The sequence below is a fragment of the Microbacterium sp. MMO-35 genome (assembly GCF_037147555.1).
Classification (GTDB): Bacteria; Actinomycetota; Actinomycetes; order Actinomycetales; family Microbacteriaceae; genus Microbacterium.
Window position 1 is genome coordinate 612,678 of sequence record NZ_JBBCVH010000002.1, and the last position, 24,322, is coordinate 636,999.

A 24,322-nucleotide genomic window follows, 5' to 3' on the forward strand; every position below is an offset into this window, starting at 1 on the left:
TACGAGGAGAACCATGGCACACGACGACCCGCACGCTCTTGACCGGACCTATCAGGCACCGGCCGGGCTGAGCGTCGACGTCAGCGATCCCGCGCAGAACCCGGGACTGCCCCCGCACCGCGAGCGCATCACCGACCAGGATCCGAAGGCGATGAAGACCGCCGTCCGGACGGTCTACACGCTCTTCTACCTCTCCCTCGCGGGCAGCATCTGGGCGGTCGCCGCCTACATGCTGTTCCCGATCGAGAGCGGCTCGCTCATCGACGTGCGCTACAACAACCTGTTCATCGGCCTCGGCATCGCCCTCGCCCTGCTGGCCCTCGGCATCGGCGCGATCCATTGGTCGAAGGCGATCATGGCCGACAAGGAGCACGTCGAGTACCGCCACCCGACGCGCGGTCGCGACTCGACCCGCGAGGCGGCCATCCAGGCGTTCGCCGACGCGAACGAGGAGTCCGGCTTCGGGCGTCGCGTCATGATCCGCAACTCCCTCATCGCCGCCGTCGTGGCGTCCGTCGTTCCCGGCCTGGCCCTGTTCCGCGGTCTCGCGCCCCAGGACACCCCGGAGAACCCGATCGCGGGCCAGCCGGTCAAGCTCCTGCAGCACACGATGTGGGAGAAGGGCATGCGCCTGGCGCACGACCCCGACGGCACCCCGATCCGCGCCGCGGACATCACGATCGGCTCGGCCGTGCACGTGATCCCCGAGCCGCTCGGGAAGATCGGCCACGAGGACGGCTACCTCGAGGAGAAGGCCAAGGCGATCGTGCTGCTCATGCGCCTGCTCCCCGAGCAGCTCATCGAGTCCGAGGAGCGCAAGAGCTGGTCGTACAACGGCATCGTCGCGTACTCCAAGGTCTGCACCCACGTCGGCTGCCCGGTCGCGCTCTACGAGCAGCAGACCCACCACCTGCTCTGCCCGTGCCACCAGTCGCAGTTCGACGTCACGGAGCACGCCAAGGTCATCTTCGGCCCGGCCGCGCGTCCGCTGCCGCAGCTGCCGATCACGGTCGATGACGAGGGCTACCTCGTCGCGCAGAGCGATTTCCACGAACCCGTCGGTCCGAGCTTCTGGGAGCGCCATTGAGCACCGCAACTGTTACCGAGCCGAAGTCCTCGGAGAAGCCCTCGGAGGAGCCTCTGGGCGGCCGATTCGTCGGCGGCCTCTCGAACTACATCGATGAGCGGACGAGCCTCTCCGGCTTCGTCAAGGAGCTCGGCCGCAAGATCTTCCCGGATCACTGGTCGTTCATGCTCGGCGAGATCGCGCTGTGGAGCTTCGTCGTCGTGCTGCTCTCCGGCACGTTCCTGACGTTCTTCTTCCAGGCCTCGATGGTGCCCACGCACTACTCCGGCGCCTACCCCCCGATGCGGGGCGTGGAGATGTCGGCCGCGCTCGACTCCACCCTGCGCATCTCGTTCGACATCCGCGGCGGCCTGCTGGTCCGTCAGATCCACCACTGGGCGGCGCTGACGTTCGTGGCCGGCATCGGCGTGCACATGCTCCGCGTCTTCTTCACCGGTGCGTTCCGCAAGCCGCGCGAGCTGAACTGGGTGATCGGCTTCGTGCTGTTCGTCCTCGCGATGGCCGAGGGCTTCACCGGCTACTCGCTCCCCGACGACCTGCTCTCGGGCAACGGCCTGCGCATCATCGACGGCATGATCAAGGGTCTCCCCCTGATCGGCACCTGGACCTCGTTCATGCTCTTCGGCGGCGAGTTCCCGGGCGATCAGATCGTCGGACGCCTGTACACGCTCCACATCCTGATCCTGCCGCTGCTGGTCATCGGCCTGGTCGTGCTGCACCTGATGCTCATGGTCATCAACAAGCACACCCAGTTCGCGGGCCCCGGTCGCTCCGAGGACAACGTCGTCGGCTACCCGATGATGCCGATCTACATGTCCAAGATGGGCGGCTTCCTGTTCATCACGTTCGGTGTGATCGTGCTGATCGCCTCGCTCTTCCAGATCAACCCGATCTGGAACTACGGCCCCTACGACCCCTCTCCGGTCTCGGCGGGTACGCAGCCCGACTGGTACATCGGCTTCGCCGACGGGGCGCTCCGCCTGGCGCCGTCGAACCTCGACGTGGTGTTCCTCGACCACACCTGGTCGTTCGGGATCATCATCCCCGTGCTCGTGCTCGGCCTGTTCATCGTGCTCGTCGCCGTCTACCCCTTCATCGAGGCGTGGCTCACCGGCGACAAGCGCGAGCACCACATCGCACAGCGTCCCCGTACCGCGGCGACCCGCACCGCGATCGGCGTCGCCGGCGTGGTCTTCTACGCCACCCTGTGGGCGGCGGCATCCTCCGACCTGATCGCGACGCACTTCTCGCTGACGATGGAGGGCGTGATCCACACGCTCCAGGCCCTGCTGTTCATCGGCCCGGTGCTCAGCTACTTCGTCACGAAGCGGATCTGCATCGCCCTGCAGAAGAAGGATCGTGAGATCGTCCTGCACGGCTACGAGTCCGGACGCATCGTCCGCCTCCCGGGTGGCGAGTTCATCGAGGTGCACAAGCCGGTCGACGTGTACGACCGCTGGAAGCTCATCGACACCGAGGTGTACGAGCCGCTCGTCGTCCGCCCCAACGCGAAGGGCCGCATCCCCTGGACGCAGAACCTGCGCTCGTCGATGTCGCGCTGGTTCTTCGAGGACCGCCTCTCCCCGCTCACGCAGGCCGAGGTCGCTGCCGCGGACGCCCACCAGCGCCACGCGCTGCACGACGTCAACGAGGGCGCGCACGATGAGATCGTGGCCTCCCACGCCCGCGCGGGTGTGAGCGAGGACCAGATCGCGCCGGTCGACACCACGCACGTCAGCGAGACGCCGAACACGCCGAGCTCCGCGCTCGCGCCGGAGTCGCTGCCCAAGAAGGAGCAGGGCGAGTAACCCTCCCCCGCACGACGAAGGCCCCGTCATCTGACGGGGCCTTCGTCGTTGCCATCGCGCCCCCCCGCGGTAGCCTGGCGTCATGACTTCTGCCGCCGAACACTTCGCCGCCAAGCTCGCCTTCGAGACCGATGCGAGCGACCTGCACGCCGCCCGCACGTCCGGTGAGCGCATCGCCGTGGTGGACGTGCGCAGCGACGAGGCGTGGGCTCAGGGGCGTGTCGTCGACGCGATCCATATGCACTACAGCGAGATCGCCGCCCGGGCGCCTCAGGAGATCCCTCAGGGCACCCCCGTGGTGGTCTACTGCTGGAGCCCCGGGTGCAACGCCGGCGACAAGGGCGCGCTGGAGTTCGCCAAGCTCGGCTACGACGTGAAGCTCATGATCGGCGGCTTCGAGTACTGGGTGCGCGAGGGATACCCCGTCGAGAATGCGGACGGGATCCATCGTCGACCGGTGGACCCGCTCACCGGGATCCCGCGCATCCGCACAACGGCCTGAGCGCCCGCGCTCCCCCGCGCCTCGGAGAGAGGTCATGAGGAGCGCCGTCGCAGCGGCGTGCAGCGGCTCAGGACGCCGGCTCTGAGGAATCCACGGGTGCTGTCTGCGCCATCACCGCGAGGGTGCGCCCGTCGGGGTCGGCGAAGAACGCCATCCATTCCTCGACACCCGAGTCATGACGATGGATCAGGTGCGGAGCGTCGAGGAAGACCACACCTTTCGCCGTCAGGGCCTCGTGGGCGGCGTGGATGTCCTCGACGCGGAAGTACAGCACCGACTCGCCGCTCTCGCCCGCACCGTCGTCCGCCGCGCTCAGGAACAGCCGCGTGCCGTTCAGGTCGAAGAATGCGAGGTCGCCGTAGGTGTACAGGTGCGGCAGGCCGAGGACGTCGCGGTACCAGCTGACGGCGACATCGATGTCACGGACGCGGCGCGACACCTGTCCGAGCGACGCCAGATCGCCTCCGTCCATCGGTGGCCTCCCTCGATGCCTCACGGCGTCCGATCATGCCGTCCATCGGGATGATAGCCCTCTCCCACCGTGACCGTCACGCGATCCACAGGCACAAGACGACGAGGCCCCCGGAGCCAGGAGCTCCAGGGGCCTCGTGCGGAAGGACTCAGCGGGCGAAGTGGCCGCGGTAGTACTCGTAGACCCAGCCGACGATCGCGACGACGAAGATCGCCAGCGCCACCGGGAAGAGGAACACCCCGACGGCCAGGGCGATCATGCCCACCGCAGCTGCGCCGGCGAGCACGATCGGCCACCAGGACCACGGGCTGAACTCGCCGAGCTCCGGGTCGCCGTCATCGATGTCGCTGGTGAGGATGTCCTCGGGAAGCGTTCCGCCCTGCGCCTTGTGCGTGCGGTCCAGGTAGAAGGCGACCATCGCGCCCATGAAGGCCGCGAAGAACAGGGCGACGGTGCCGACCCACTCGATCGCCCGGACGGGCGGCTCGCCCGCGTGGGCGACGAGGTTCCAGACCGTGTAGGTCACGCCCATCAGGGCGAAGAACGCGGTGAGGATCCACCAGAGGACGATGTTGTCGCGCATGGGTCAGTGGCCCTTTCCGTCGGCGGCAGCAGCGACCGGGTGCTCGGCCGCCTCCGGGTGGTTCAGGTCGAACGCGGGACGCTCGCTGCGGATGCGCGGGATCGAGGTGAAGTTGTGCCGCGGCGGCGGGCACGACGTCGCCCACTCGAGCGAAGCGCCATAGCCCCAGGGGTCGTTGACCGTGACCTTCGGAGCCTTGCGCGACGTGAGCCAGACGTTCAGGAAGAACGGCAGCATCGAGGCGCCCAGGATGATGGCGCCGATCGTCGAGACCTGGTTCTCCCACGTCCAGTTGTCGTAGGCCGAGTAGTCGGCGTAACGACGCGGCATGCCGTCGACGCCCAGCCAGTGCTGGATGAGGAAGGTCATGTGGAAGCCGATGAAGAGCATCCAGAAGTGAACGTAGCCGAGGCGCTCGTTGAGCATGCGGCCCGTCCACTTCGGCCACCAGAAGTAGAACCCGGCGAACATCGCGAACACCACCGTGCCGAACACCACGTAGTGGAAGTGCGCCACCACGAAGTAGGAGTCCGAGAGGAAGAAGTCCAGCGGCGGGGAGGCCAGGATCACACCGGTCAGACCACCGAAGACGAACGAGACCAGGAAGCCGAGCGAGAACACCATCGGCGTCTCGAAGGTCACGGATCCTCGCCACAGCGTGCCGATCCAGTTGAAGATCTTGACGCCGGTCGGGACCGCGATGAGCATCGTCATGAGCGCGAAGAACGGCAGCAGCACACCGCCGGTGACGTACATGTGGTGCGCCCACACCGCCACGGAGAGGGCCGCGATCGCGATCGTCGCGTAGACGAGGGTCTTGTATCCGAAGATCGGCTTCCGGCTGAACACCGGGAAGATCTCCGAGACGATGCCGAAGAACGGCAGCGCGATGATGTACACCTCGGGGTGGCCGAAGAACCAGAACAGGTGCTGCCAGAGCAGGACGCCGCCGTTGGCCGGGTCGTAGATGTGGGCGCCGAGGACGCGGTCCGCCGCGGCGGCCAGCATCGCGGCGGCCAGCACCGGGAACGCCATCAGGATCAGCAGGCTGGTGATCAGCGTGTTCCACGAGAAGATCGGCATGCGCCACATCGTCATGCCGGGGGCACGCATCGTGATGATCGTGGTGATGAAGTTCACCGCACCCAGGATGGTACCGAAACCGGACATGCCGAGGCCGAGCATCCAGAGGTTGCCGCCCGCACCGGGCGTGAACGAGGCGCTCGCGAGGGGCTGGTAGGCGAACCAGCCGAACGAGGCCGCACCCTGCGGGGTGAGGAAGCCGGCGACCGCGATGGTCGAGCCGAAGAGGAACAGCCAGAAGGCGAAGGCGTTCAGACGCGGGAACGCGACATCCGGCGCACCGATCTGCAGCGGCAGGATCGCGTTCGCGAAACCGGCGAACAGCGGCGTCGCGAACATCAGCAGCATGATCGTGCCGTGCATCGTGAACAGCTGGTTGTACTGCTCCTTCGTCGGGATGATCTGCATGCCCGGCGAGAACAGCTCGGCGCGGATGATCAGGGCCATCACGCCGCCGAGGAGGAAGAACAGCACCGAGGCGATCAGATACATGTACCCGATCGTCTTGTGGTCCGTGGAGGTGATCCACTTGACGACGATGTTGCCCTTCTGCTCGACGCGGGTCGAGCTGAGCAGCGCCGCCTGGCGCGGCGGGATCGTCGTCGGACGCGCGCCGACCTCGGACGTGTCGGGAAGAGTGCTCGTCATTCTGCTTACTTCGCTTCCGAGTCGGTCGTGGGCTTCCCGGTGCCGGGGAAGTTGGTGAGGCGGTCGTAGGCGTCGGTGATGTCGCCCGTGTTGCCCTCGTTCTTCAGCTTGGTCAGGTAGGCCTGGTAATCGGCGTCGCTGACGACCTTCACGTTGAAGAGCATCATCGAGTGGTACTCGCCGCAGAGCTCCGCGCACTTGCCCTGATAGGTGCCCTCGCGCGTCGGCGTGAAGGACCAGGAGTTGTCCTTGCCGATGTACATGTCCTTCTTGTACAGGAAGTCGATGATCCAGAAGGAGTGGATCACGTCACGCGACTGCAGCGTGATGTGGACCTTCTTGTTCACCGGCAGGTACAGCGTCGGGAGGGCGGCCTGGTCGATGTTCCCGGCCTTGTCCGGCTGGGCCTGGACACCCATGGTCCAGACCGCGTCGGAGTTGTCCTTCTCCTTGCCGTCGTACTGGAAGTCCCAGGCCCACTGCTTGCCGATCGCGGTGATCGACACGTCGGGCGCGGGCTGGCCCGGTGCGCCGTACTGGGTCTCGATGATCGTCTGGTCGCGAGCCGTGAAGGCGAACATGCCGAAGATCAGGATCAGCGGGACGATCGTGTAGAAGATCTCGATCGGCATGTTGTAGCGCAGCTGCACCGGCAGGCCGGTCTGGCCCTTGCGCCGGCGGTACGCGATGGCCGCCCAGCCCATGAGGCCCCAGGTGATGAGACCCACGACGAGCAGGACGATCCACGAGTTGACCCAGAGCGCGGCGACGCGATCGGTCTGATTGGTGGCGGGTGTGCCGTCGGCGACGAAGCCCGGAAGGAATCCGTGGAGCTCTGTGGGAGAGCATCCCGCGAGGGCCACGGCTGCCGCTACTCCCAGGGGGAGTGCGGCCCAACGAAGGCGGCGTTTCGAGGGCACGATGCACCTTTCAGATCACGGACGTGGGCTACCTCAGTCTAGGGCAACCTCACACCCGATTCACGCCATCCACGCAGGTAGGGCGTGGATGGCGCAGGGTGGGGAGAGGGGATTCCGCGGGTCAGTGGAAGCTGTCGCCGCAGGCGCAGGAGCCCTGCGCGTTGGGGTTGTCGATCGTGAACCCCTGCTCCGAGATGGTGTCCTTGAAGTCGATCGACGCACCGTCCAGATACGGCACGCTCATGTTGTCGACGATGACCTCGACGCCGTCGAAGTCGACGGTCTCGTCGCCCTCGAGATAGCGCTCGTCGAAGTAGAGCTGGTAGATCAGGCCGGAGCAGCCGCCGGGCTGCACGGCGACGCGCAGGCGAAGGTCGTCGCGCCCCTCCTGCTCCAGCAGGCTCTTCACCTTCGCCGCGGCGGCGTCGGTGAGCTTCACGCCGTGCGCGGTGGTGGTCTCGGGGGTGAGGGTGATGTCGCTCATGTCGCTCCTTGGATCGGCCGTGCACCGGCACGGTTCCCGTCCTCCGAGTCTACCGCCGCAGGGACGGGCGGCATCGAGCCGGCCGTCACGACCGGGTCTCGATGCCGCCCTGGCGCGTCAGAGCGTGATCTCGTTCATCCGGGTGAGCAGCAGCGCCTCGGTCGCCACCGCGTGCCGGAACGTGTCCAGGTGCAGAGACTCGTTGGGGCTGTGCGCCCGCGCGTGCGGGTCCTCGACGCCGGTCACGAGGATCTCGGCGCCGGGGAAGCGCTCGACCAGATCGGCGATGAAGGGGATGGATCCCCCGATGCCGAGGTCGACCGGGTCCTTGCCGTATCCGTCGGCCATCGCCCCGCGCACCAGGCCGACCGCCCAGCCGCTCGTGTCGACGAGGAACGGGTTGCCCAGGTCGAGGTCCGAGAAGGCGAGCTCGGCGCCGAACGGCGCGTGCGCCCGCAGGTGCGCCTCGAGCGCGGCGTAGGCGTCGTCGGCGCTCTGCCCCGGTGCGATCCGGCAGCTCAGCACGACCGTCGCCTCAGGGGCGAGCGTGTTCGACGCCGCGGCCACCGAGGTCGCATCGACGCCGATGACCGTGACGGACGGCTTGTTCCAGATGCGGCTGAGGATCGTGCCGTCGCCGATCGGCGTGACGCCGGGGAGGAGCCCGGTCTCGTCGCGGAGCGTCGCCTCGCTGTACTCCGGCGTCTCCGCCTCGCGCACGGCGAGTCCCTCGACGGCCACGGATCCGTTCTCGTCCCAGAGCGTGTTCAGCAGTCGGATCGTCGCGAGTATCGCGTCGGGCACCGCTCCCCCGAACATGCCCGAGTGCGAGGCGTGGTCGAGCGTGCGCACCGTGAGGGTGAAGCGCACCGCGCCGCGCAGCGAGACGGTCAGACCCGGCGTGGACGAATCCCAGTTGCCGGAGTCGGCGACGACGATCGCGTCTGCGCGGAGGGCGTCCTCGTTGTCGGTGAGGAACTGGGCGAAGGAGCGGGAGCCGTACTCCTCCTCCCCCTCGATGAACATCGCGATGCCCAGATCGAGGTCGTCTCCGAGCGCCTCCGCCACGGCGCGGATCGACGCGATGTGCGCCATGATCCCGGCCTTGTCGTCGGCGGCGCCACGACCGTACAGGCGGCCGTCGCGGACGGTCGGCTCGAACGGCGGGGTCTCCCAGAGCTCGTCGGCCCCCGGCGGCTGCACGTCATGGTGGGCGTACAGCAGGATCGTCGGCTTGCCGTTGCGGGCGGCGCGGCGGGCGAGGATCGCGGGCTGGCCGACCTCGTCCGTCCCCGGGATCGCGGCCCGCAGCACCCGCACGCTGTCGAACACGCCGGTGCCCTCCGCCAGCTCGGCGACGGCGGCGGCGCTGCGGACGAGCTGGGTCTGATCGAACGCCGGCCACGCGATTCCCGGAATGCGCACCAGGGCGCCGAGATCGCTCAGCGCGGCCGGGATCCCGGTGGCGACGGCGGCGGCGACGGCGGCTTCGACGTCACCGGAAGCGGTGACCGAGGAGGAGGGAGAAGTCATGCAGGTAATCTTAGAGAACACCCGTTTCCTCCTCTCTCGACTTCCAGGAGCCTTCGTGCCCAGCACTCCCACCCCCGCACCCGACGACGCCTCCGACGAGGCGACGAGCGGCAAGGGACGCCGCACGCCGACCCGCGCGGAGCAGGAGGCCGCCCGGCGCCGCCCGCTGGTGCCCGACACCAAGGAGGCGAAGGCCCAGGCCCGCGCCGACCTGCGCCAGCGCCAGGAGCGTCAGCGCATCGGCATGGCGAACGGCGAGGAGAAGTACCTCCCGGTGCGCGACCGCGGCCCGCAGCGCCGCTGGGTGCGCGACTACGTCGACGCGGGATGGCACGTCAGCGAGTGGATCATGGCCCTCATGGTCGTGGTGATCGTCGTGTCGCTCATCCCGAACACCCTCGTGGCCTACTGGGCCTTCATCGGCCTCTGGGGCTTCATCGCGATCGCGATCATCGACATGGTCTTCCTCGGCATCCGCGTGAACCGCCGGATCGCCGAGAAGTTCGGCAAGGACAAGCGCGAGCGCGGTCTCGCGTGGTACGCGGCCATGCGGTCGCTGCAGATGCGCTTCATGCGGCTGCCGAAGCCCCAGGTGAAGCGCGGTCAGTACCCGGACTGACCCGGATCCCCCGACAGACGAGAAGGTCCCGGTGCGCTGCGAGCGCCCGGGACCTTCTGCGTCGTACGCGGATCAGCGCGCGTGCAGCCCCGCGCGGATCTGCCGCGCCCAGAACGGCCCGCGGTAGAGGAACGCCGTGTATCCCTGGACCAGGGTCGCACCGGCGTCGAGACGCTCGCGCACCTCCGCACCGGTCTCGACGCCTCCCACGGAGATGACGCAGAAATCGGCGGGGACGGCGGCCCGCACGATCCGGAGGACCGCGAGCGAGCGCTCCTTGAGCGGGGCGCCGGACAGGCCCCCCTCGCCTGCCGCGGCGACCTTGGCGGGATCCGTGATCAGCCCCTCGCGCGAGATCGTCGTGTTCGTCGCGATCAGGCCGTCCAGCCCCTCCGCGACGGCGAGCTCCGCGATCGCGGCGACCTCGTCGTCCGGAAGATCGGGCGCGATCTTCACCAGCAGCGGTGTGGCGCCAGCGGCCGCCTTCACGGCTCGCAGCAGCGGAGCGAGCGTCTCCACGGCCTGCAGGCCGCGCAGTCCCGGCGTGTTCGGGGACGAGACGTTGATCGCGAGATAGTCGGCGAGGGGCGCGAGACGCACCGCCGACGCGACGTAGTCGGCGGTCGCGTCCTCGACCGCGACGACACGGCTCTTGCCGATGTTGACGCCGATCACGGCCGCGGGACGGCGGCGGCGGAGCTTCCACAGCCGCTTCTCCGCGGCCTCCGCACCGGCGTTGTTGAAGCCCATGCGGTTCACCACGGCGCGATCCGGGATGAGCCGGAACAGCCGCGGCTTGGGGTTGCCCGGTTGCGGGATCGCGGTGATGGTGCCCACCTCGACGTGCCCGAATCCGAGCGCGGACAGGCCGCGCACCCCGACCGCGTTCTTGTCGAAGCCCGCGGCGATGCCGAACGGCGAGGGGAAGACGAGCCCGAGGGCGCGCACCTCGTCCCGCGGCTCGGGACGCGTCAGTGCACGGGCGATCCAGGAGAACGGGGGCGCGCCGAGCACCCGCACCACGGCCATGCCGGCGTGGTGGGCGAACTCGGGATCGAAACGCGCGAGGACGAGACGGAAGAGCAGCGCATACATCCCTGCCAGGCTACCGGTCGGCGGATGCGGATCCGACCGACGTCGAGGCCGGGCTCAGAGCGCGGTCTGCGCCGCCGCCGCATGATGGTCGGCGCGGAGCTCGGCGATCGAGGCCTCGAAGTCCTCGAGGGAGTCGAACGCCTGATAGACGCTCGCGAAGCGCAGGTAGGCGACCTCGTCCAGATCCCGCAGGGGCCCCAGGATCGCCAGCCCGATCTCGTTGGTGTCCAGCTGCGAGACGCCCGTCTGACGCACCGCCTCCTCGACGCGCTGCGCGAGGATCGCGAGATCCGCCTCGGTCACCGGGCGCCCCTGACAGGCCTTGCGGACACCGGAGATCACCTTCTCGCGGCTGAAGGGCTCCATCACGCCGCTTCTCTTGATCACGTTGAGGCTCGCGGTCTCGGTCGTCGAGAACCGCCCCCCGCACTCGGGGCACTGGCGGCGGCGCCGGATCGACAATCCGTCGTCGCTCGTGCGGGAGTCGATGACGCGGGAGTCCGGATGACGGCAGAACGGGCAGTGCATTTGTGAAAGCCTACGCCCCGGAGTCCTGCTCGGCGGCGAATCGGGCCTCGACCGCTTCGCCGTGCGCCGGCAGCAGCTCTGCCGCCGCAAGGGCGGCGACGCCCGCGCGCGCCTCGGTGAGCGCGGCGTGGTCGTAGGAGACGACCTGCTGGGGGCGCAGGAAGGTGTAGGCGCCGAGCCCCGACGCGTAGCGCGCCTGACCCCCGGTCGGGAGCACGTGGTTGCTGCCCGCCATGTAGTCCCCGAGGCTGACCGGCGTCTGGTCGCCGACGAAGACCGCCCCGGCGCTCGTGAACGACGGGGCCGCGGCCTCCGCATCCGCCAGGTGCAGTTCGAGGTGCTCCGGCGCATAGGCGTTGCTGAACGCGACCGCCGCGGCCCGGTCGTCGACGAGGACGATCGCCGACTGCGGTCCGTTCAGCGCCGCCTGCACGCGCTCGCTGTGCCGGGTGCGCGCCGCCTGGGTCGCGACCTCGGCGGCGACGCGCTCGGCGAGCTCTGCCGCATCGGTCACGAACACCGCCGAGGCCTGCTCGTCGTGCTCCGCCTGGCTGATGAGATCGGCCGCGATCAGGCGGGGGTCGGCGTCGCCGTCGGCGACGATGAGGATCTCGGTGGCACCGGCCTCGGAATCGGTGCCGACCACCCCGGCGACGGCGCGCTTGGCGGAGGCGACGAAGTTGTTGCCCGGCCCGGAGATCACGTCGACGGGGTCGAGTCCGACCTCCGGCACGCCGTAGGCGAAGGCGCCGACGGCACCGGCGCCGCCGATCGCGTAGACCTCCTCGACGCCCAGCAGCGCCGCCGCGGCGAGGATGGTCGGGTGGATGCGCCCGTCCTCGCCCTGCTGCGGCGGCGAGGCGAGCGCGATGCTGCGGACGCCCGCGACCTGCGCCGGGACGACGTTCATCACGACGCTCGAGGCGAGCGGCGCCTTGCCGCCCGGGATGTAGACGCCGACCCGGCCCACGGGCTGCCAGCGCTGCACGATGCGGGCGCCGGGACCGATCCGGGTCTCGCGGTCCTCCGGCACCTGGGCGGCGGAGCCGCGGCGCACCCGGTCGATCGCCGCCTCCAGCGCCGTGCGCACATCGGGGGCGACCGACGCGAGGGCCTCGTCGAGGTGCTCGCGGGGAACCCGGATCGCGTGCCCGCTGACCCGGTCGAAGCGATCGGCCTGCTCGCGCAGCGCCTCCTCGCCGCGCACGCGCACGTCCTCCACGATCGCGGTCGCGGTGGCCAGCGCCTCGGCGCGCGCGGCGGTGGCACGCGGTACGGCCGCGAGCATCTCGGCGGTGGAGAGGGTGCGTCCCCTCAGGTCGATCGTCTGCATGCGTCCTCAGCCTCGGGTCATGTTGTCGGTGTCGTGCAGGTAGCCCACGCGGCCGTCGTCGTGCCGCACGACGAAGGCGCCGCCGCGGTCCTCGAGAACAAGGATCCACGCATCGGGCCCGATCGTGAAAATCTCGTCACCCCGCGCGTCATGAACCGGCCGGGTCTCCGGCGCCAGCGCCCAGAAGGGCTGGGCCGGCTCGGATCCCCGCCGCTCCTCCGCCACCACGTCGACCGCGTGCGTGGCGACCTCGTCCTCGGGCGAAGGCACCAGCAGGTCGCCGAGCACTTCGGTCATGGTGTCGGAGAGGTCGTGCGAGACCGGCGACCGGTCACCGGCGTCCGCAGGGTCGTCCTCCGACGGCGCGGAAGGGCTCGGCTCCGCCTCGGACGACTCCGTCGGAGCGGACGCCTGCGTCGTCTCGGACGCCTCCGCATCGCGCCGGGAATCCGCCCCCGTGGTCCGGTCGTCCTCGCGGAGCTCCTGCCGCGTCGTCCCCGGGTCGGCGCCGACGGGTGCCGGCTCCTCCGCCTCGGGGATCGCCTCCGTCAGGGCCTCGGCCGCAGCCGCGCCCGCCGTGAGGGCGTCCCCCGCGTCCTCGCCTGCGGCTGATTCGGCAACGCCGCTCTCGGCGGTGCGCACGGTCGACTCGTCCGCGCGGACCTCCGCGTCTTCCGCCCCCGCCTCGGAGGCGACGAACGACTCGCGGTGATGGTCGGGCACGTAGCCGGCTCCGCCGAGGATCGCCGCGCCCGTGGCGCCGGCGGAGAGGTGCGCGCCCGCGTCGACCTCGTTCTCGTGCAGCAGCCCGGGATCGACGTCGTCCTCGTTCTGAGGATCGGACACGCTCCCCCGCGCACGCACCGGCCGCGGTCGGGTGAACACCGGGCGCACCGGGTTCGCATTGCGGTGCGCCAGGGTGTCGGTGCGCCCCTCGAAGTCCTCGCGCAGCCCCGGGATGAGGACCGCGAACACCGAGACCACCACGAGGCCCAGCAGGGAGGCGACCTCCAGCCAGAGCGGCCAGGTGGCGAGCGCGCTGCGGCGCATCGCGGCGACCAGGTCGAGCTGCTGCCACAGCAGCACGGCCCAGCTGACCAGGGCGACGCTGAACGCCACCGAGGCGAACTGATCGATGCCGAGAGAGCCGACGCGGCGGATCCCCTCCGGCGACAGGCGCCGCAGCACCACGAGGAAGACGGCCGCCGTGGGCACTCCGATCGTGAGCAGCCAGGCGCCGTTCATCGTCCACACGGTCGCCGAGCTGTCGAGCACGCTGCCCGCTGCGGGGACGAACGAGAGCACGAAGGCGATCAACCACAGACCTGCCATGATCAGCTCACGCAGGGTGAACCCCACATAGCCGTGCTGAGGCGCCGCCGCAGGGAAGGAGTCCTCCGGGACGGCCTCGTCGGGGCGGGCCTCCGGGGTCGATGTCGGGCTCTCTTCGCCCTGCGACATCGCAGCGAAAGGGACGTCGCCGGTCATCAGTGCTTCCTTTCGTCGTGCGGCCGTCTGGGGGGCGGCCGTCGGACGGGACCCGATACTACCGGGCAGGTTTGGAGACCTCCTGAGCGGGCTCCGGCGACGGATGCCCCCGTGGGACGACCCGGCGGGGAACGGTCAGCCCAGGCATTGCGGGCCGAGCAGCGACTTCAGATCGCCGAACAGATCCGCGGTGACGGTGACCGGCATGGGCACCTCGAAGACCTTCGCGCGTCCGCCGCGGTGCATCTTCAGCATCACCTCGGTCTCCCCCGCGTGGCGTCGCAGCACCTCGGCGAGATCCTCGATGACGCGCTCGGTGGCGCGCTGCTCCGGCACGATCAGCGACAGCGGCCCTGCCGCATCGAAGGCGCCGACGTCGGGCGTGAACGCCGACTGCGCATGCAGGTTCATGCCGTCGTCGCGACGCGAGATCCGTCCGCGCACGGCGAGGATCGCATCCTGCTGCAGCGTGCTCTGGAACTCGAGGTAGGTCTTGCCCATGAACATGATCGTGATCTCGCCGTGGAAGTCCTCGATCGTGATCATGCCGTAGGGGTTCCCGCTCGCCTTCGCGACGCGATGCTGCACGCTCGTCACGAGTCCCGCCACCGTCACCTGATCGCCGTCCTGCAGGTCCTCCGACTCGAGCAGCGCGTTGATCGCGATCGACGCGTGCTTGGCGAGCGGCACCTCGAGCCCTGCCAGCGGATGGTCGGACACGTACAGGCCCAGCATGTCGCGCTCGAACGCGAGCTTGTCCTTCTTGGTCCACTCGGGCCGGTTCGGCACCTTGGGCGGGGCGACCTCCTCGACCTCGTCGTAGAGGCTGTCGAAGTCGAAGCCGATGGCGCCCTGGGCCTCGTTGCGCTTCTGGTCGACCGAGGCCTCGACGGCGTCCTCGTGGATCTCGACGAGCGCACGGCGGGTGTCGCCCATGGAGTCGAAGGCGCCGGCCTTGATCAGCGACTCGACCGTGCGCTTGTTGGCGACGTGCAGCGGGACCTTCTTGAGGAAGTCGTGGAACGAGGTGAAGTTCTCCTCTTGGCGCGACTTCACGATGCCGTCGACGACATTGGATCCGACGTTGCGGACGGCTCCGAGCCCGAAGCGGATGTCCTCGCCGACGGCCGCGAAGAAGTTGATCGACTCGCGCACATCCGGCGGAAGCACCTTGATGCCCATGCGGCGGCACTCGTTGAGGTACAGTGCCATCTTGTCCTTGGAGTCGCCGACGCTGGTCAGCAGCGCCGCCATGTACTCGGCGGGGTAATGCGCCTTCAGGTACGCGGTCCAGTAGGAGATCACGCCGTAGGCCGCCGAGTGGGCTTTGTTGAACGCGTAGTCGGAGAACGGCAGCAGGATCTCCCAGAGCGCGTTCACCGCACCGTCGGAGTAGCCGTTGGCGTGCATGCCCGCCTGGAAGCCCTCGAACTGCTTGTCCAGCTCGGACTTCTTCTTCTTGCCCATCGCACGGCGGAGGATGTCGGCCTGACCGAGCGAGAACCCGGCCACGCGCTGGGCGATCGCCATCACCTGCTCCTGGTAGATGATGAGGCCGTAGCTCTCCTCCAGGATGTCCTTGAGCGATTCCGCGAACTCCGGGTGGATCGGCGTGATCTCCTGGAGCCCGTTCTTGCGGAGCGCGTAGTTCGTGTGCGAGTTCGCGCCCATCGGGCCCGGCCGGTACAGCGCGATGAGCGCCGAGATGTCGCCGAAGTTGTCCGGCTTCATGAGCCGCATGAGCGCACGCATCGGCCCGCCGTCGAGCTGGAACACGCCGAGCGAGTCGCCGCGGGTGAGCAGGTCGTACGACGGACGGTCGTCGAGCGCCAGATCCTCCAGGACGAGCTCCTCGCCCCGGTTCATCCGGATGTTGGCGAGGGCGTCCGAGATGATCGTGAGGTTGCGCAGCCCCAGGAAGTCCATCTTGATGAGACCGAGCGACTCGCAGGACGGATAGTCGAACTGCGTGACGATCTGGCCGTCCTGCTCGCGCTTCATGATCGGGATGATGTCGATCAGCGGATGCGAGGACATGATGACGCCGGCCGCGTGCACGCCCCACTGGCGCTTCAGGTTCTCCAGACCCAGCGCCGTGTCGAACACGGTCTTCGCCTCGGGATCCGACTCGATCACGACGCGGAACTCGCTGGCCTCCTTGTACCGCGGGTGCTCTGGATCGAACATGCCGTCCAGCGGCATGTCCTTGCCCATCACCGCGGGCGGCATCGCCTTGGTGAGCTTCTCTCCCATGCTGAAGGGGAAGCCGAGCACGCGTCCGGCGTCCTTCAGCGCCTGCTTGGCCTTGATCGTGCCGTATGTGACGATCTGCGCGACACGCTCGTCGCCGTACTTCTCCGTGACGTACTGGATCACCTCGCCACGACGGCGGTCGTCGAAGTCGACGTCGAAGTCGGGCATCGAGACGCGGTCGGGGTTGAGGAAGCGCTCGAAGATGAGGCCGTGCTCGAGCGGATCCAGATCCGTGATCTTCATGGCGTAGGCCGCCATGGATCCGGCGCCGGAACCGCGGCCGGGGCCGACCCGCACGCCGTTGTCCTTGGCCCAGTTGATGAAGTCGGCGACGACGAGGAAGTAGCCGGGGAACCCCATGGACGAGATGACCTCGACCTCGTAGTTCGCCTGCTTGCGCACCGCATCGGAGATCCCGCCCGGGTAGCGGAGCTGCAGGCCCTTCTCGACCTCCTTGATGAACCAGCTCTCCTCCGTCTCGCCCGGCGGGACGGGGAAGCGCGGCATGAAGTTGGCACTCGTGTTGAAGGAGACGTCACAGCGCTCGGCGATGAGCAGCGTGTTGTCGCACGCTTCGGGGTGCTCTCGGAACACCTGGCGCATCTCCGCAGCCGATTTCACGTAGTAGCCGTCGCCGTCGAACTTGAACCGGTTCGGGTCGTCGAGGGTCGAGCCGGACTGCACGCAGAGCAGCGCCGCGTGGCTGGTCGCGTCGTGCTGGTGCGTGTAGTGCAAATCGTTCGTGCCGACGAGCGGGATCCCGAGGTCCTTCGCGATCTTCAGCAGGTCGCCGGTGACGCGCCGCTCGATCTCCAGACCGTGATCCATGATCTCGGCGAAGTAGTTCTCCTTGCCGAAGATGTCCTGGAACTCCGCCGCCGCCGCGCGGGCGGCGTCGTACTGCCCCAGGCGCAGCCGGGTCTGGATCTCTCCGGAGGGGCATCCGGTGGTGGCGATCAGGCCCTTGGAGTACTTCTGCAGGATCTCGCGGTCCATGCGGGGCTTGAAGTAGTAGCCCTCCAGGCTCGAGGTCGAGGAGAGCCGGAACAGGTTGTGCATGCCCTCGGTCGTCTCGGACAGCAGCGTCATGTGCGTGTAGGCGCCGGATCCGGACACGTCGTCGCGGCGCTGCTCGGGGGATCCCCACTGCACGCGCGACTTGTCGCTGCGGTGCGTTCCGGGTGTGACGTAGGCCTCGATGCCGATGATCGGCTTGACGCCCGCGGCGGTCGCCGCCTTGTAGAACTCGAAGGCCGCGAACGTGTTGCCGTGGTCGGTCACAGCCACCGCCGGCATGCCCTGTGCGACCGCCTCCTGCACCAGCGGCTGGATGCGCGCGGCCCCGTCCAGCATCGAGTACTCGCTGTGCACGTGCAGGTGGACGAAGGAGTCTGAGGCCATGCATCGAGTCTACGTTTCAGGGTGGGACACGGAGGCCTCGCGATCCGCCGCCGATACCCTGGGACCATGACCACCCCCGACTTCGTCGTCGCCCTCCGCGAGCACATCGGCCACGCTCCGCTGAACCTGGTGGGCGTGACGGCGATCGTGTTCCGCGAGGAGAAGGTGCTGCTCGGCAGACGCGCCGACAACGGCGTGTGGCAGGCGATCTCCGGCATCGTCGAGCCCCGCGAGGAACCCGCCGACACCGCGGTGCGCGAGTGCCTCGAGGAGGCCGGCGTGACCGTCAAGGTCGAGCGGCTCGCGCTCGTGCAGCAGCTCCCCCGCGTGACATACGCCAACGGGGACGAGGTGGACTACCTCGACCTCGTGTTCCGCTGCTCGTGGGTCTCCGGCGAGCCTCACCCCGCGGACGGAGAGCTCACCGAGGTCGGCTTCTACGACCTGGCCGCCATGGGCGACGTCGACGACGCCCATGTGCGCAAGATCGCCCTCGCCGTAGCCGAGGACGATCCCGCGCACTTCCGGGGCGGACGCCCGCCGCGGGCGCCTCAGCCCGGGAGCCCGTCCACGAGATCGACGACGTAGCTCCGCTGCTCATCGGCGACGCCTGCGGGGACGACACTGGTTCCCGGATCGGTGCTGTCCGAGATCCCCGTCACCCGACCGGTCGAGACGTCGACCGTGATCGTCTGATGGCGTTGGACATCTCCGGACTCGTCCGGCGCCTCCCCGTACGTCGAGTCGAACGCGATCGTGCGCACCGCGCCGTGGCTGTCGATGATCGACGATCCGGGGAGCTGCGCCAGCGCCTGCAGCATGGCCGCGCGCACGTCGCCGCCTCCTGCGTTGGAGGCGAGCAGGGTCATCAGCTTCCAGCCGGCCATCGCTCGGAGGTGGTAGTCGGAGCTGCCGTTCTGCGTGGCGAGGAGCTGTCCGAGGATCCCGTCAGCGTCACCGGGCAGGGATGTCAGGTAGTCGCCGTAGCGGGTTCCGTCCCCCTCGGGCAGGGAGCCCCCGCCCTCGCGGAAACCACCGGCTTCCCCCGCGGATGCCCAACGGTCGAGGAACGCCCGCATGAGCGCGTCGGCAGCCTCATCCGGACCATAGGCGGCCGCCACCGTCGGGGCGGCGGCAGGGGCGAAGTACCAGTCAGCGGTCGGATCCGCGGGGACGTAGAAGACCCCGCTGCTCCGGACCACCCAGGCGCGTGTCGCCATCGACGCGGACAGCCCCTGATTCGGCGACGCGATGGTGGTGCCGTCGCTGAGGAACACGACGTCCGCGGTCCACGCGATGCGCAGATACTGATCGGACCGAGGGGCGAGCCCTCCGTGGATCGCCGACGCTGCGGCTGCCCGGAGCACCGACGAGGCCGTCTCCGGCACCGCCGGGGCCGTCGGATCCGGCGCCGGCACCGGGCGCGCGGTCTGAGTCGGGAGTGAGGTCGGATGCGCCACCGCCGTCGGCTCCGGCCCGGGCGCCGTCAGGTTCCCGATGAGGATCGCCGTGGCGGCGGCCGCCGCCACGGCGCCGACGCCTCCCGCGACGAAGTACCACGGCGACCTCGTCGACGGGACGCGCTTCGGCGCCTGCGCGCCGCTGATCTCCGCCATCAGGCGAAGCCGGGCGGTCGCGAGATTCGCCTCTGCGCCCTCGATCTCGGGTCTGATCTCTGCGACCTTCTCACACACGTCCAACGCTCTCTCCCTTCTGCTGCTTCTTCTCGAAAGCCTCGATGCGGCGGTCCGGATCCAGACGTCGGCGCACGCGATGGAGCCGCGATCTCACCGTTCCCACCGGCACGCCGAGAGCTTCTGCCACCTCGTCATAACTGAGTCCGTGCCAGGCGTAGAGCAGGAGCGTCTCCCTGTCCTTCGGCCCGAGCGCCGCGATCCGCATCCTCAGCGCGGCCACCTCGCGTTCCGCATCGACGCGCGCAAGCGCCTCGTCCACGCCCCCGGCCGACGAGATCTCCTCACTGCCCATCGACGCGACGAAGGATCGCCAATGCCTCGCCTCCACCGCCCGATGCCTGCGGATGAGCCTCGCCGCGATGCCGAGCAGCCAGGGCGCGCTCGACTCCGCGGCGAGGTCGAAGTCGGCGCGACGACGGAACGCCGTGAGGAACGTCTCGCTCAGGATGTCCTCGGCTGCGGCGCGACCGACCCGGTAGGTGGCGAAGGCGTTCACGCTCCGGGCGTGCCGATCGAAGAGCTCGGCGAACGCGGCCGGCTGGTCGAGAGACCTCTGGATGATCTCGCTGTCTGTGCTCACGCTGTGTATTGTCCAAGCGCGTCCGCCCGGTTCACGGTATTTTCGGCAGCGCTCAGCGCAGGTCCAATCGCATCAGCACCCGGGGGAAACCGTTGATCACGGATCCGGTGTCCGAGGCCTTCGTGAAGCCGGCGGACTCGAACAGTCCGCGCGTGCCGACGTAGGCCATCGTCAGGTCCACCTTCGCGCCGCGGTTGTCCACGGGGTACGCCTCGATCGCCGGAGCCCCGCGCTCACGTGCGAAGGCGACGGCGCCGTCGACGAGCGTGTGCGTGATGCCCTGCTTGCGGAATCCCGGGCGCACGCGGAGACACCACAGCGACCAGACGTCGAGGTCGTCGACATGCGGGATCAGCCGATTGCGGGCGAAGGACGTGTCGCCGCGAGGATGGACCGCCGCCCAGCCGACGGGCTCGCCGTCGAGATACGCGATCACGCCGGGAGGCGGATCCTCCGCGCAGAGCCCGCGCACGCGCTCCGCCCTGGCCTCGCCGCGCAGCGCCTGACTCTCCTTGCTCGGGATCCGGTAACTCAGGCAGTAGCAGGACTGCGCCGTGGGGTTCTTGGGCCCCACGAGCGTCGCGACGTCGTCGAAGACGCTCGCCGGCCGCACCTCGATGCTCATGCGTCCAGTCTGCCCCCGGGCGCCGACATCACGGCTCGACGATGCGCTGATCCGTGTTCGTGTAGCTGATCGAGTCGGCGATCGTGCCGACGAGCCCCATCGTGACGCGCAGCAGGCCCGGCTTGACGTCGTCCAGGGGCGGGGGCGTGTCCGTCCCCAGCGTCAATGCACGACCGTCCTGCGTGGTGGCGGTGACCGAGCCGAGGTACACGCTCACATGCCCGGTGAGCGTCATGGTGTCGGCGTTGGTCACGAGACCCGCCTTGTCCGGCGGGCGGACGGTGAGCGAGAACCCCGAGATCGTGATCGAGTCGGCCGAGATCTTCAGGGCGCGGATGGTGCCGCCGTCGACGGTCGGCACGTCGACGATCGAGATCCCGCTCAATCCGGTGAAGGACAGCCCCTGCGACCCCATCGAGGCGGGGGTCTTCGTGAAGACGGGCGCGCTCTCGTCCCTCGTCGCGGCGACCGGGGCCGGCGCGGGCGTCGGCGCGGGATCTCCTGGAGCGGGCGGCGCCGTGGTGGCCGGCGTCGACGGCGTGCCGGGCAGCGCGGGCAGTCCCGGCGTCGAGGGTCCGGGCGTGCCCGACGTCGGCGGGGGCGTCGTCGGGGTCGGAGTCGGTGCGGGGCACCAGATCAACGGGATGCACAGCCCGGTCGGCTGCGACGCCGGGGCGAAGGCCGCTCCGAGGGTCAGCGGCGCCACGAGCGCGAGCGCGGCCAGAAGGCCGGCGCCGGGCCGCCGCTGCGACTTCACGCTGCCGCCTCCTCGACTCCGCCGACAGGCGATGCGGGGCGCGGTCCCATCCAGGCCACGACGAGCACGGCTCCGGTGCCGGCGAGCAGCATCCCCACGATGAATCCGCCGAGGTTCACCCCGATCAGCGAATAGATCGCCACGACCAGGGCGATGATCCCGTAGAACACATGGTGCGCGGGCATGGCGACGGCGAGGATTCCGAGCAGCAGCAGCGCGATCGGGATGACCGTCGCCTGCAGCCCCTCGATCCCGAGCTGCACATGCAGATGCCCGATGTCGAGCTGTCCCGAGAAGAACATCTCCACGCCGCCGAGGGCGACCAGCAGGCCGCCGACGAACGGACGCTGACGGCGCCAGTGCCGGAATCCGCGGGCGGACCCCGGGACGGAGGCGCTCTCTGCGCCGGTCTCCGGGACCGACATGGCGGAGGGATCGGACTCGTCACGCACGGGCGACAGCGGATCCGTCCCGCCGGGCCGATGCTGGCGTCGCGCGGTTCCCCGCTCCCCCGTCTCCTCGGTCATCGCGGTGTCGTCCCTCAGAAGCATCCCTGCGAACCGTCCGTCAGCTCCAGCGTCATGCCCGTCAGGGTGAACACGGAGGCCTGGGTGCTCCAGGCCGTCTGCTGCAGGTTCTTGATCGACACCGTGTCGGCGTCCTGGGCGAAGTCGCCCGCGCTGCCCTTCGCATCGGTGTTGACCGTCGAGGCGTCCACACCGATGCGGATCGCGCCGAACGAAGCATCGCCCTTGAGGCCCGTCATGCCGATCTGCAGGTCGCTCGCGGACGCGGGGTTGCCGTTGCCGCCCGCTTTGATGAGCACGCCCACCTTGCCGAGCGGCGTGTCGGTGATGACGGACTGGCAGAGATCTGCGAGGGTCGCGCTCTTGATGTTCGCGATCGCGACGGTGTGCTCCTTGCCCTCGGTGTCCTTGGCGACCCCGGCGTACTGCGAGAACCCGGTCCCTTCGAGCTGGGACGCGCTGATCTGGAACTGGCTCCCCGACACCGCGAACGACACCGGGACGGCTCCCTGGGCGACACCGCCCATGAGGGCCGCGGCCACCACTCCGGCGGGAATCGCGACCAGGGCGATGCGGCCTGCGTGGGACGAGCCGAGCTTGCGGACACGGTCGGACTTCGGGAACTTCATCGATCCTCCTCCAGGGCGCCGGCTGCGATGGCGGCGCTCCCTGGTCGAGTATATTGCCCGTTGACTCAGAGTCAATACCATGCGGGATCCTGGACCCCCGCCCCGCTAGGCTCGGGGCATGCCCGACGTGCGACGCGCCAGACTGACCCCCGAGGAGCGACGGGCGCAGCTCGTGGCCACCGGGGTCAACTTCCTTGCGGAGCATTCCCTCGACGAGCTCACCATGGACGTCCTGGCCCAGCGCGCCGGGGTGTCGCGCCCCCTGCTGTTCCATTACTTCGACACCCGGCAGGGCATGCACCTCGCCGTGGTGACCATGGCGAGGGACAGCCTCCTGCTCGCCTCCGAGCCGCGCGACGATCTGGAGCCGCGGGCCCGCATCCGCGACACGCTGCTGCGCATCACGGAGTTCGTGCGCCAGCATCAGAGCACTTTCCACTCGCTCGTGCGCGGCATCGCGAGCGGCGACCCCGCGGTGCGCCGGGTCGTGGACGAGTCCCGCGATCTCAACGCTCAGCGGCTCATCGACGCCTTCGGCGAGCTCGGCGTCGCCGACACGCCCGCCCTGCGCGTCGCGCTGCGCTCCTGGGTCTCCTTCACCGAGGAGAGCCTGATCAGTCTGGTCATCGAACGCGACGAGGATCCGGAGCGCGTCGTGCGCTTCCTCGAGACGACTCTGGACGGCGTCATCGCCGCGACCGGCGAGCTGCGCCTCTGAGCGCCGCCCTCCCGCGGGGGGCTGCCGCTCAGGCTTCGCCGCGGAGCACGTCCAGCGCATGCTGGAAGTCGGCGGGGTAGGGCGACTCCGTCTGCACCCATTCCCCGGTCACCGGATGCGCGAACCCCAGCTTGTGGGCGTGCAGCCACTGCCGGGTGAGCCCGAGCCGCGCGGACAGCGTGGGGTCGGCGCCGTACAGCGGGTCTCCGACGCACGGGTGCCGATGCGCGGCCATGTGCACGCGGATCTGGTGGGTACGGCCCGTCTCCAGGTGGATCTCCAGCAGGGAGGCTCCGCGGAAGGCTTCGAGCGTCTCGTAGTGGGTGACGGACGGCTTTCCGTCCGGCGTCACCGCGAACTTCCACGAGTGGTTCGGATGGCGCCCGATGGGCGCGTCGATCGTGCCGGCGAGCGGATCCGGATGCCCCTGGACGACGGCGTGGTAGATCTTCTCCACTGTGCGCTCCTTGAAGGCGCGCTTGAGGGCGGAGTACGCGGCCTCCGTCTTCGCGACCACCATGAGGCCGCTGGTTCCCACGTCGAGCCGGTGCACCACGCCCTGCCGTTCCGGGGCCCCGCTCGTCGCGATGCGGAATCCCGCCGCCGCGAGGGCGCCGACGACGGTGGGCCCCTCCCATCCGAGCGAGGGGTGGGCCGCGACGCCGGTGGGCTTGTCGACCACGACGATGTCGTCGTCGTCGTACACGATGCCGAGCTCCGGCACGGCGATCGGTTCGATGCGGGGCTCCTGCTTGGGCGCCCACTCGACGTCGAGCCATCCGCCGGCACGCAGCTTGTCGGACTTGCCGAGCGTGACGCCGTCGAGCGACACTCCCCCGGCCTCGGCGATCTCTGCGGCGAACGTGCGCGAGAAGCCGAGCATCTTGGCCAGCGCCGCGTCGACGCGCACGCCGTCCAGGCCGTCCGGCACGGGCAGCGCACGGGACTGCAC

24 protein-coding genes are annotated in these 24,322 nt (G+C 69.3%); 6 read left to right on the plus strand and 18 right to left on the minus strand.

Translation table 11 applies throughout. From position 1 onward, the window contains the following. Positions 1-13 precede the first annotated feature (13 nt). From qcrA to WFJ01_RS06380, 3 genes are all read left to right on the plus strand, one after another. The gene (gene qcrA / locus WFJ01_RS06370; protein ID WP_251441894.1) at positions 14-1,087 is read left to right on the plus strand and encodes a cytochrome bc1 complex Rieske iron-sulfur subunit; all 1,074 of its coding nucleotides are present in this window, start codon (positions 14-16) and stop codon (positions 1,085-1,087) included. Beyond that, positions 1,084-2,895, plus strand: a complete 1,812-nt coding sequence (gene qcrB, locus WFJ01_RS06375; RefSeq protein WP_336628560.1) for a cytochrome bc1 complex cytochrome b subunit — start codon at positions 1,084-1,086, stop codon at positions 2,893-2,895. Before qcrA ends, qcrB begins: the two co-directional genes overlap by 4 nt. Before the next feature lie 82 nt (positions 2,896-2,977). After that, positions 2,978-3,397 (plus strand): rhodanese-like domain-containing protein, encoded by a 420-nt coding sequence (locus WFJ01_RS06380; protein ID WP_336628561.1) that lies wholly within the window; start codon positions 2,978-2,980, stop codon positions 3,395-3,397. 67 nt (positions 3,398-3,464) lie between these two features. Here the strand turns inward: WFJ01_RS06380 and WFJ01_RS06385 are convergent, their stop codons facing one another. The 6 genes from WFJ01_RS06385 to WFJ01_RS06410 form a co-directional block, all read right to left on the minus strand. Further along, positions 3,465-3,869: a VOC family protein gene (locus tag WFJ01_RS06385; protein ID WP_336628562.1), complete on the minus strand. Its 405-nt coding sequence runs from the start codon at positions 3,867-3,869 to the stop codon at positions 3,465-3,467. Between the two features lie 148 nt (positions 3,870-4,017). After that, positions 4,018-4,452 carry a cytochrome c oxidase subunit 4 gene (locus WFJ01_RS06390; protein WP_251441911.1) on the minus strand — a complete coding sequence of 145 codons (435 nt, stop codon included), beginning with the start codon at positions 4,450-4,452 and terminating at the stop codon, positions 4,018-4,020. A 3-nt stretch (positions 4,453-4,455) separates the two neighbouring features. Beyond that, positions 4,456-6,183, minus strand: a complete 1,728-nt coding sequence (gene ctaD, locus WFJ01_RS06395; protein ID WP_251441914.1) for an aa3-type cytochrome oxidase subunit I — start codon at positions 6,181-6,183, stop codon at positions 4,456-4,458. 5 nt (positions 6,184-6,188) lie between these two features. After that, positions 6,189-7,103, minus strand: a complete 915-nt coding sequence (ctaC, locus tag WFJ01_RS06400) for an aa3-type cytochrome oxidase subunit II (protein ID WP_251441917.1) — start codon at positions 7,101-7,103, stop codon at positions 6,189-6,191. 121 nt (positions 7,104-7,224) lie between these two features. Next, positions 7,225-7,587 (minus strand): iron-sulfur cluster insertion protein ErpA, encoded by a 363-nt coding sequence (gene erpA, locus WFJ01_RS06405; protein WP_045252341.1) that lies wholly within the window; start codon positions 7,585-7,587, stop codon positions 7,225-7,227. A gap of 117 nt (positions 7,588-7,704) precedes the next feature. After that, entirely contained in the window at positions 7,705-9,120 is a 1,416-nt protein-coding gene (locus WFJ01_RS06410) for a dipeptidase (protein WP_336628563.1), read from the minus strand. 55 nt (positions 9,121-9,175) lie between these two features. Between WFJ01_RS06410 and WFJ01_RS06415 the strand changes: the two genes are divergently transcribed. Next, positions 9,176-9,739 (plus strand): DUF3043 domain-containing protein, encoded by a 564-nt coding sequence (locus WFJ01_RS06415; protein WP_251441922.1) that lies wholly within the window; start codon positions 9,176-9,178, stop codon positions 9,737-9,739. 72 nt (positions 9,740-9,811) lie between these two features. On the opposite strand, the gene WFJ01_RS06420 is transcribed toward WFJ01_RS06415, so the two are convergent. The 5 genes from WFJ01_RS06420 to dnaE all read right to left on the minus strand — a co-directional run bounded on the left by WFJ01_RS06420 (position 9,812) and on the right by dnaE (position 17,837). Further along, the gene (locus tag WFJ01_RS06420; RefSeq protein WP_336628564.1) at positions 9,812-10,834 is read right to left on the minus strand and encodes a quinone-dependent dihydroorotate dehydrogenase; all 1,023 of its coding nucleotides are present in this window, start codon (positions 10,832-10,834) and stop codon (positions 9,812-9,814) included. Between the two features lie 54 nt (positions 10,835-10,888). Then, the gene (gene nrdR, locus WFJ01_RS06425; protein WP_295032600.1) at positions 10,889-11,362 is read right to left on the minus strand and encodes a transcriptional regulator NrdR; all 474 of its coding nucleotides are present in this window, start codon (positions 11,360-11,362) and stop codon (positions 10,889-10,891) included. Positions 11,363-11,372: 10 nt separating this feature from the next. Continuing rightward, a complete protein-coding gene (hisD, locus tag WFJ01_RS06430) occupies positions 11,373-12,695 on the minus strand; it encodes a histidinol dehydrogenase (RefSeq protein WP_336628565.1) in 1,323 nt (440 codons plus the stop codon). A gap of 6 nt (positions 12,696-12,701) precedes the next feature. Further along, on the minus strand, positions 12,702-14,183 hold the full coding sequence (locus WFJ01_RS06435; protein ID WP_295032596.1) for a hypothetical protein: 1,482 nt from the start codon (positions 14,181-14,183) through the stop codon (positions 12,702-12,704). A gap of 135 nt (positions 14,184-14,318) precedes the next feature. After that, positions 14,319-17,837 (minus strand): DNA polymerase III subunit alpha, encoded by a 3,519-nt coding sequence (gene dnaE / locus WFJ01_RS06440; RefSeq protein ID WP_251441939.1) that lies wholly within the window; start codon positions 17,835-17,837, stop codon positions 14,319-14,321. 66 nt (positions 17,838-17,903) lie between these two features. Between dnaE and WFJ01_RS06445 the strand changes: the two genes are divergently transcribed. Then, entirely contained in the window at positions 17,904-18,425 is a 522-nt protein-coding gene (locus WFJ01_RS06445) for an NUDIX hydrolase (RefSeq protein ID WP_292886107.1), read from the plus strand. On the opposite strand, the gene WFJ01_RS06450 is transcribed toward WFJ01_RS06445, so the two are convergent. The 6 genes from WFJ01_RS06450 to WFJ01_RS06475 all read right to left on the minus strand — a co-directional run bounded on the left by WFJ01_RS06450 (position 18,389) and on the right by WFJ01_RS06475 (position 22,652). Continuing rightward, positions 18,389-19,453: a hypothetical protein gene (locus tag WFJ01_RS06450; RefSeq protein ID WP_336628566.1), complete on the minus strand. Its 1,065-nt coding sequence runs from the start codon at positions 19,451-19,453 to the stop codon at positions 18,389-18,391. The two genes, WFJ01_RS06445 and WFJ01_RS06450, sit on opposite strands and share 37 nt — an antisense overlap. Positions 19,454-19,523: 70 nt before the next feature. After that, positions 19,524-20,114 carry an RNA polymerase sigma factor gene (locus WFJ01_RS06455; protein ID WP_251441952.1) on the minus strand — a complete coding sequence of 197 codons (591 nt, stop codon included), beginning with the start codon at positions 20,112-20,114 and terminating at the stop codon, positions 19,524-19,526. A 52-nt stretch (positions 20,115-20,166) separates the two neighbouring features. Next, the gene (locus WFJ01_RS06460) at positions 20,167-20,739 is read right to left on the minus strand and encodes a GNAT family N-acetyltransferase (protein WP_292886113.1); all 573 of its coding nucleotides are present in this window, start codon (positions 20,737-20,739) and stop codon (positions 20,167-20,169) included. A gap of 28 nt (positions 20,740-20,767) precedes the next feature. Continuing rightward, complete coding sequence (locus tag WFJ01_RS06465) at positions 20,768-21,496, minus strand: hypothetical protein (RefSeq protein ID WP_292886116.1); 729 nt, start codon at positions 21,494-21,496, stop codon at positions 20,768-20,770. Further along, positions 21,493-22,047 carry a DUF6114 domain-containing protein gene (locus WFJ01_RS06470; protein WP_336628567.1) on the minus strand — a complete coding sequence of 185 codons (555 nt, stop codon included), beginning with the start codon at positions 22,045-22,047 and terminating at the stop codon, positions 21,493-21,495. Before WFJ01_RS06470 ends, WFJ01_RS06465 begins: the two co-directional genes overlap by 4 nt. Continuing rightward, positions 22,038-22,652 carry a DUF6230 family protein gene (locus WFJ01_RS06475; protein WP_251441978.1) on the minus strand — a complete coding sequence of 205 codons (615 nt, stop codon included), beginning with the start codon at positions 22,650-22,652 and terminating at the stop codon, positions 22,038-22,040. The genes WFJ01_RS06470 and WFJ01_RS06475 overlap by 10 nt, the downstream gene beginning before the upstream one ends. Before the next feature lie 118 nt (positions 22,653-22,770). Between WFJ01_RS06475 and WFJ01_RS06480 the strand changes: the two genes are divergently transcribed. Next, positions 22,771-23,370: a TetR/AcrR family transcriptional regulator gene (locus WFJ01_RS06480; protein ID WP_251441980.1), complete on the plus strand. Its 600-nt coding sequence runs from the start codon at positions 22,771-22,773 to the stop codon at positions 23,368-23,370. Positions 23,371-23,398: 28 nt separating this feature from the next. On the opposite strand, the gene WFJ01_RS06485 is transcribed toward WFJ01_RS06480, so the two are convergent. Next, a complete protein-coding gene (locus WFJ01_RS06485; protein WP_295032582.1) occupies positions 23,399-24,322 on the minus strand; it encodes an RluA family pseudouridine synthase in 924 nt (307 codons plus the stop codon).

Excerpts from the sequence above, each read along its gene's own strand:
- WFJ01_RS06380 (WP_336628561.1), top strand. The coding sequence starts at position 2,978 with ATGACTTCTGCCGCCGAACACTTCGCCGCCAAGCTCGCCTTCGAGACC.
- WFJ01_RS06445 (WP_292886107.1), top strand. The coding sequence starts at position 17,904 with ATGACCACCCCCGACTTCGTCGTCGCCCTCCGCGAGCACATCGGCCAC.
- WFJ01_RS06390 (WP_251441911.1), bottom strand. The coding sequence starts at position 4,452 with ATGCGCGACAACATCGTCCTCTGGTGGATCCTCACCGCGTTCTTCGCC.
- WFJ01_RS06435 (WP_295032596.1), bottom strand. The coding sequence starts at position 14,183 with ATGACCGGCGACGTCCCTTTCGCTGCGATGTCGCAGGGCGAAGAGAGC.
- ctaD (WP_251441914.1), bottom strand. The coding sequence starts at position 6,183 with ATGACGAGCACTCTTCCCGACACGTCCGAGGTCGGCGCGCGTCCGACG.
- WFJ01_RS06420 (WP_336628564.1), bottom strand. The coding sequence starts at position 10,834 with ATGTATGCGCTGCTCTTCCGTCTCGTCCTCGCGCGTTTCGATCCCGAG.
- WFJ01_RS06410 (WP_336628563.1), bottom strand. The coding sequence starts at position 9,120 with ATGACTTCTCCCTCCTCCTCGGTCACCGCTTCCGGTGACGTCGAAGCC.
- WFJ01_RS06450 (WP_336628566.1), bottom strand. The coding sequence starts at position 19,453 with ATGGCGGAGATCAGCGGCGCGCAGGCGCCGAAGCGCGTCCCGTCGACG.
- erpA (WP_045252341.1), bottom strand. The coding sequence starts at position 7,587 with ATGAGCGACATCACCCTCACCCCCGAGACCACCACCGCGCACGGCGTG.
- WFJ01_RS06460 (WP_292886113.1), bottom strand. The coding sequence starts at position 20,739 with ATGAGCATCGAGGTGCGGCCGGCGAGCGTCTTCGACGACGTCGCGACG.
- WFJ01_RS06475 (WP_251441978.1), bottom strand. The coding sequence starts at position 22,652 with ATGAAGTTCCCGAAGTCCGACCGTGTCCGCAAGCTCGGCTCGTCCCAC.
- qcrA (WP_251441894.1), top strand. The coding sequence starts at position 14 with ATGGCACACGACGACCCGCACGCTCTTGACCGGACCTATCAGGCACCG.
- hisD (WP_336628565.1), bottom strand. The coding sequence starts at position 12,695 with ATGCAGACGATCGACCTGAGGGGACGCACCCTCTCCACCGCCGAGATG.
- nrdR (WP_295032600.1), bottom strand. The coding sequence starts at position 11,362 with ATGCACTGCCCGTTCTGCCGTCATCCGGACTCCCGCGTCATCGACTCC.
- WFJ01_RS06480 (WP_251441980.1), top strand. The coding sequence starts at position 22,771 with ATGCCCGACGTGCGACGCGCCAGACTGACCCCCGAGGAGCGACGGGCG.
- dnaE (WP_251441939.1), bottom strand. The coding sequence starts at position 17,837 with ATGGCCTCAGACTCCTTCGTCCACCTGCACGTGCACAGCGAGTACTCG.
- WFJ01_RS06385 (WP_336628562.1), bottom strand. The coding sequence starts at position 3,869 with ATGGACGGAGGCGATCTGGCGTCGCTCGGACAGGTGTCGCGCCGCGTC.
- WFJ01_RS06470 (WP_336628567.1), bottom strand. The coding sequence starts at position 22,047 with ATGCTTCTGAGGGACGACACCGCGATGACCGAGGAGACGGGGGAGCGG.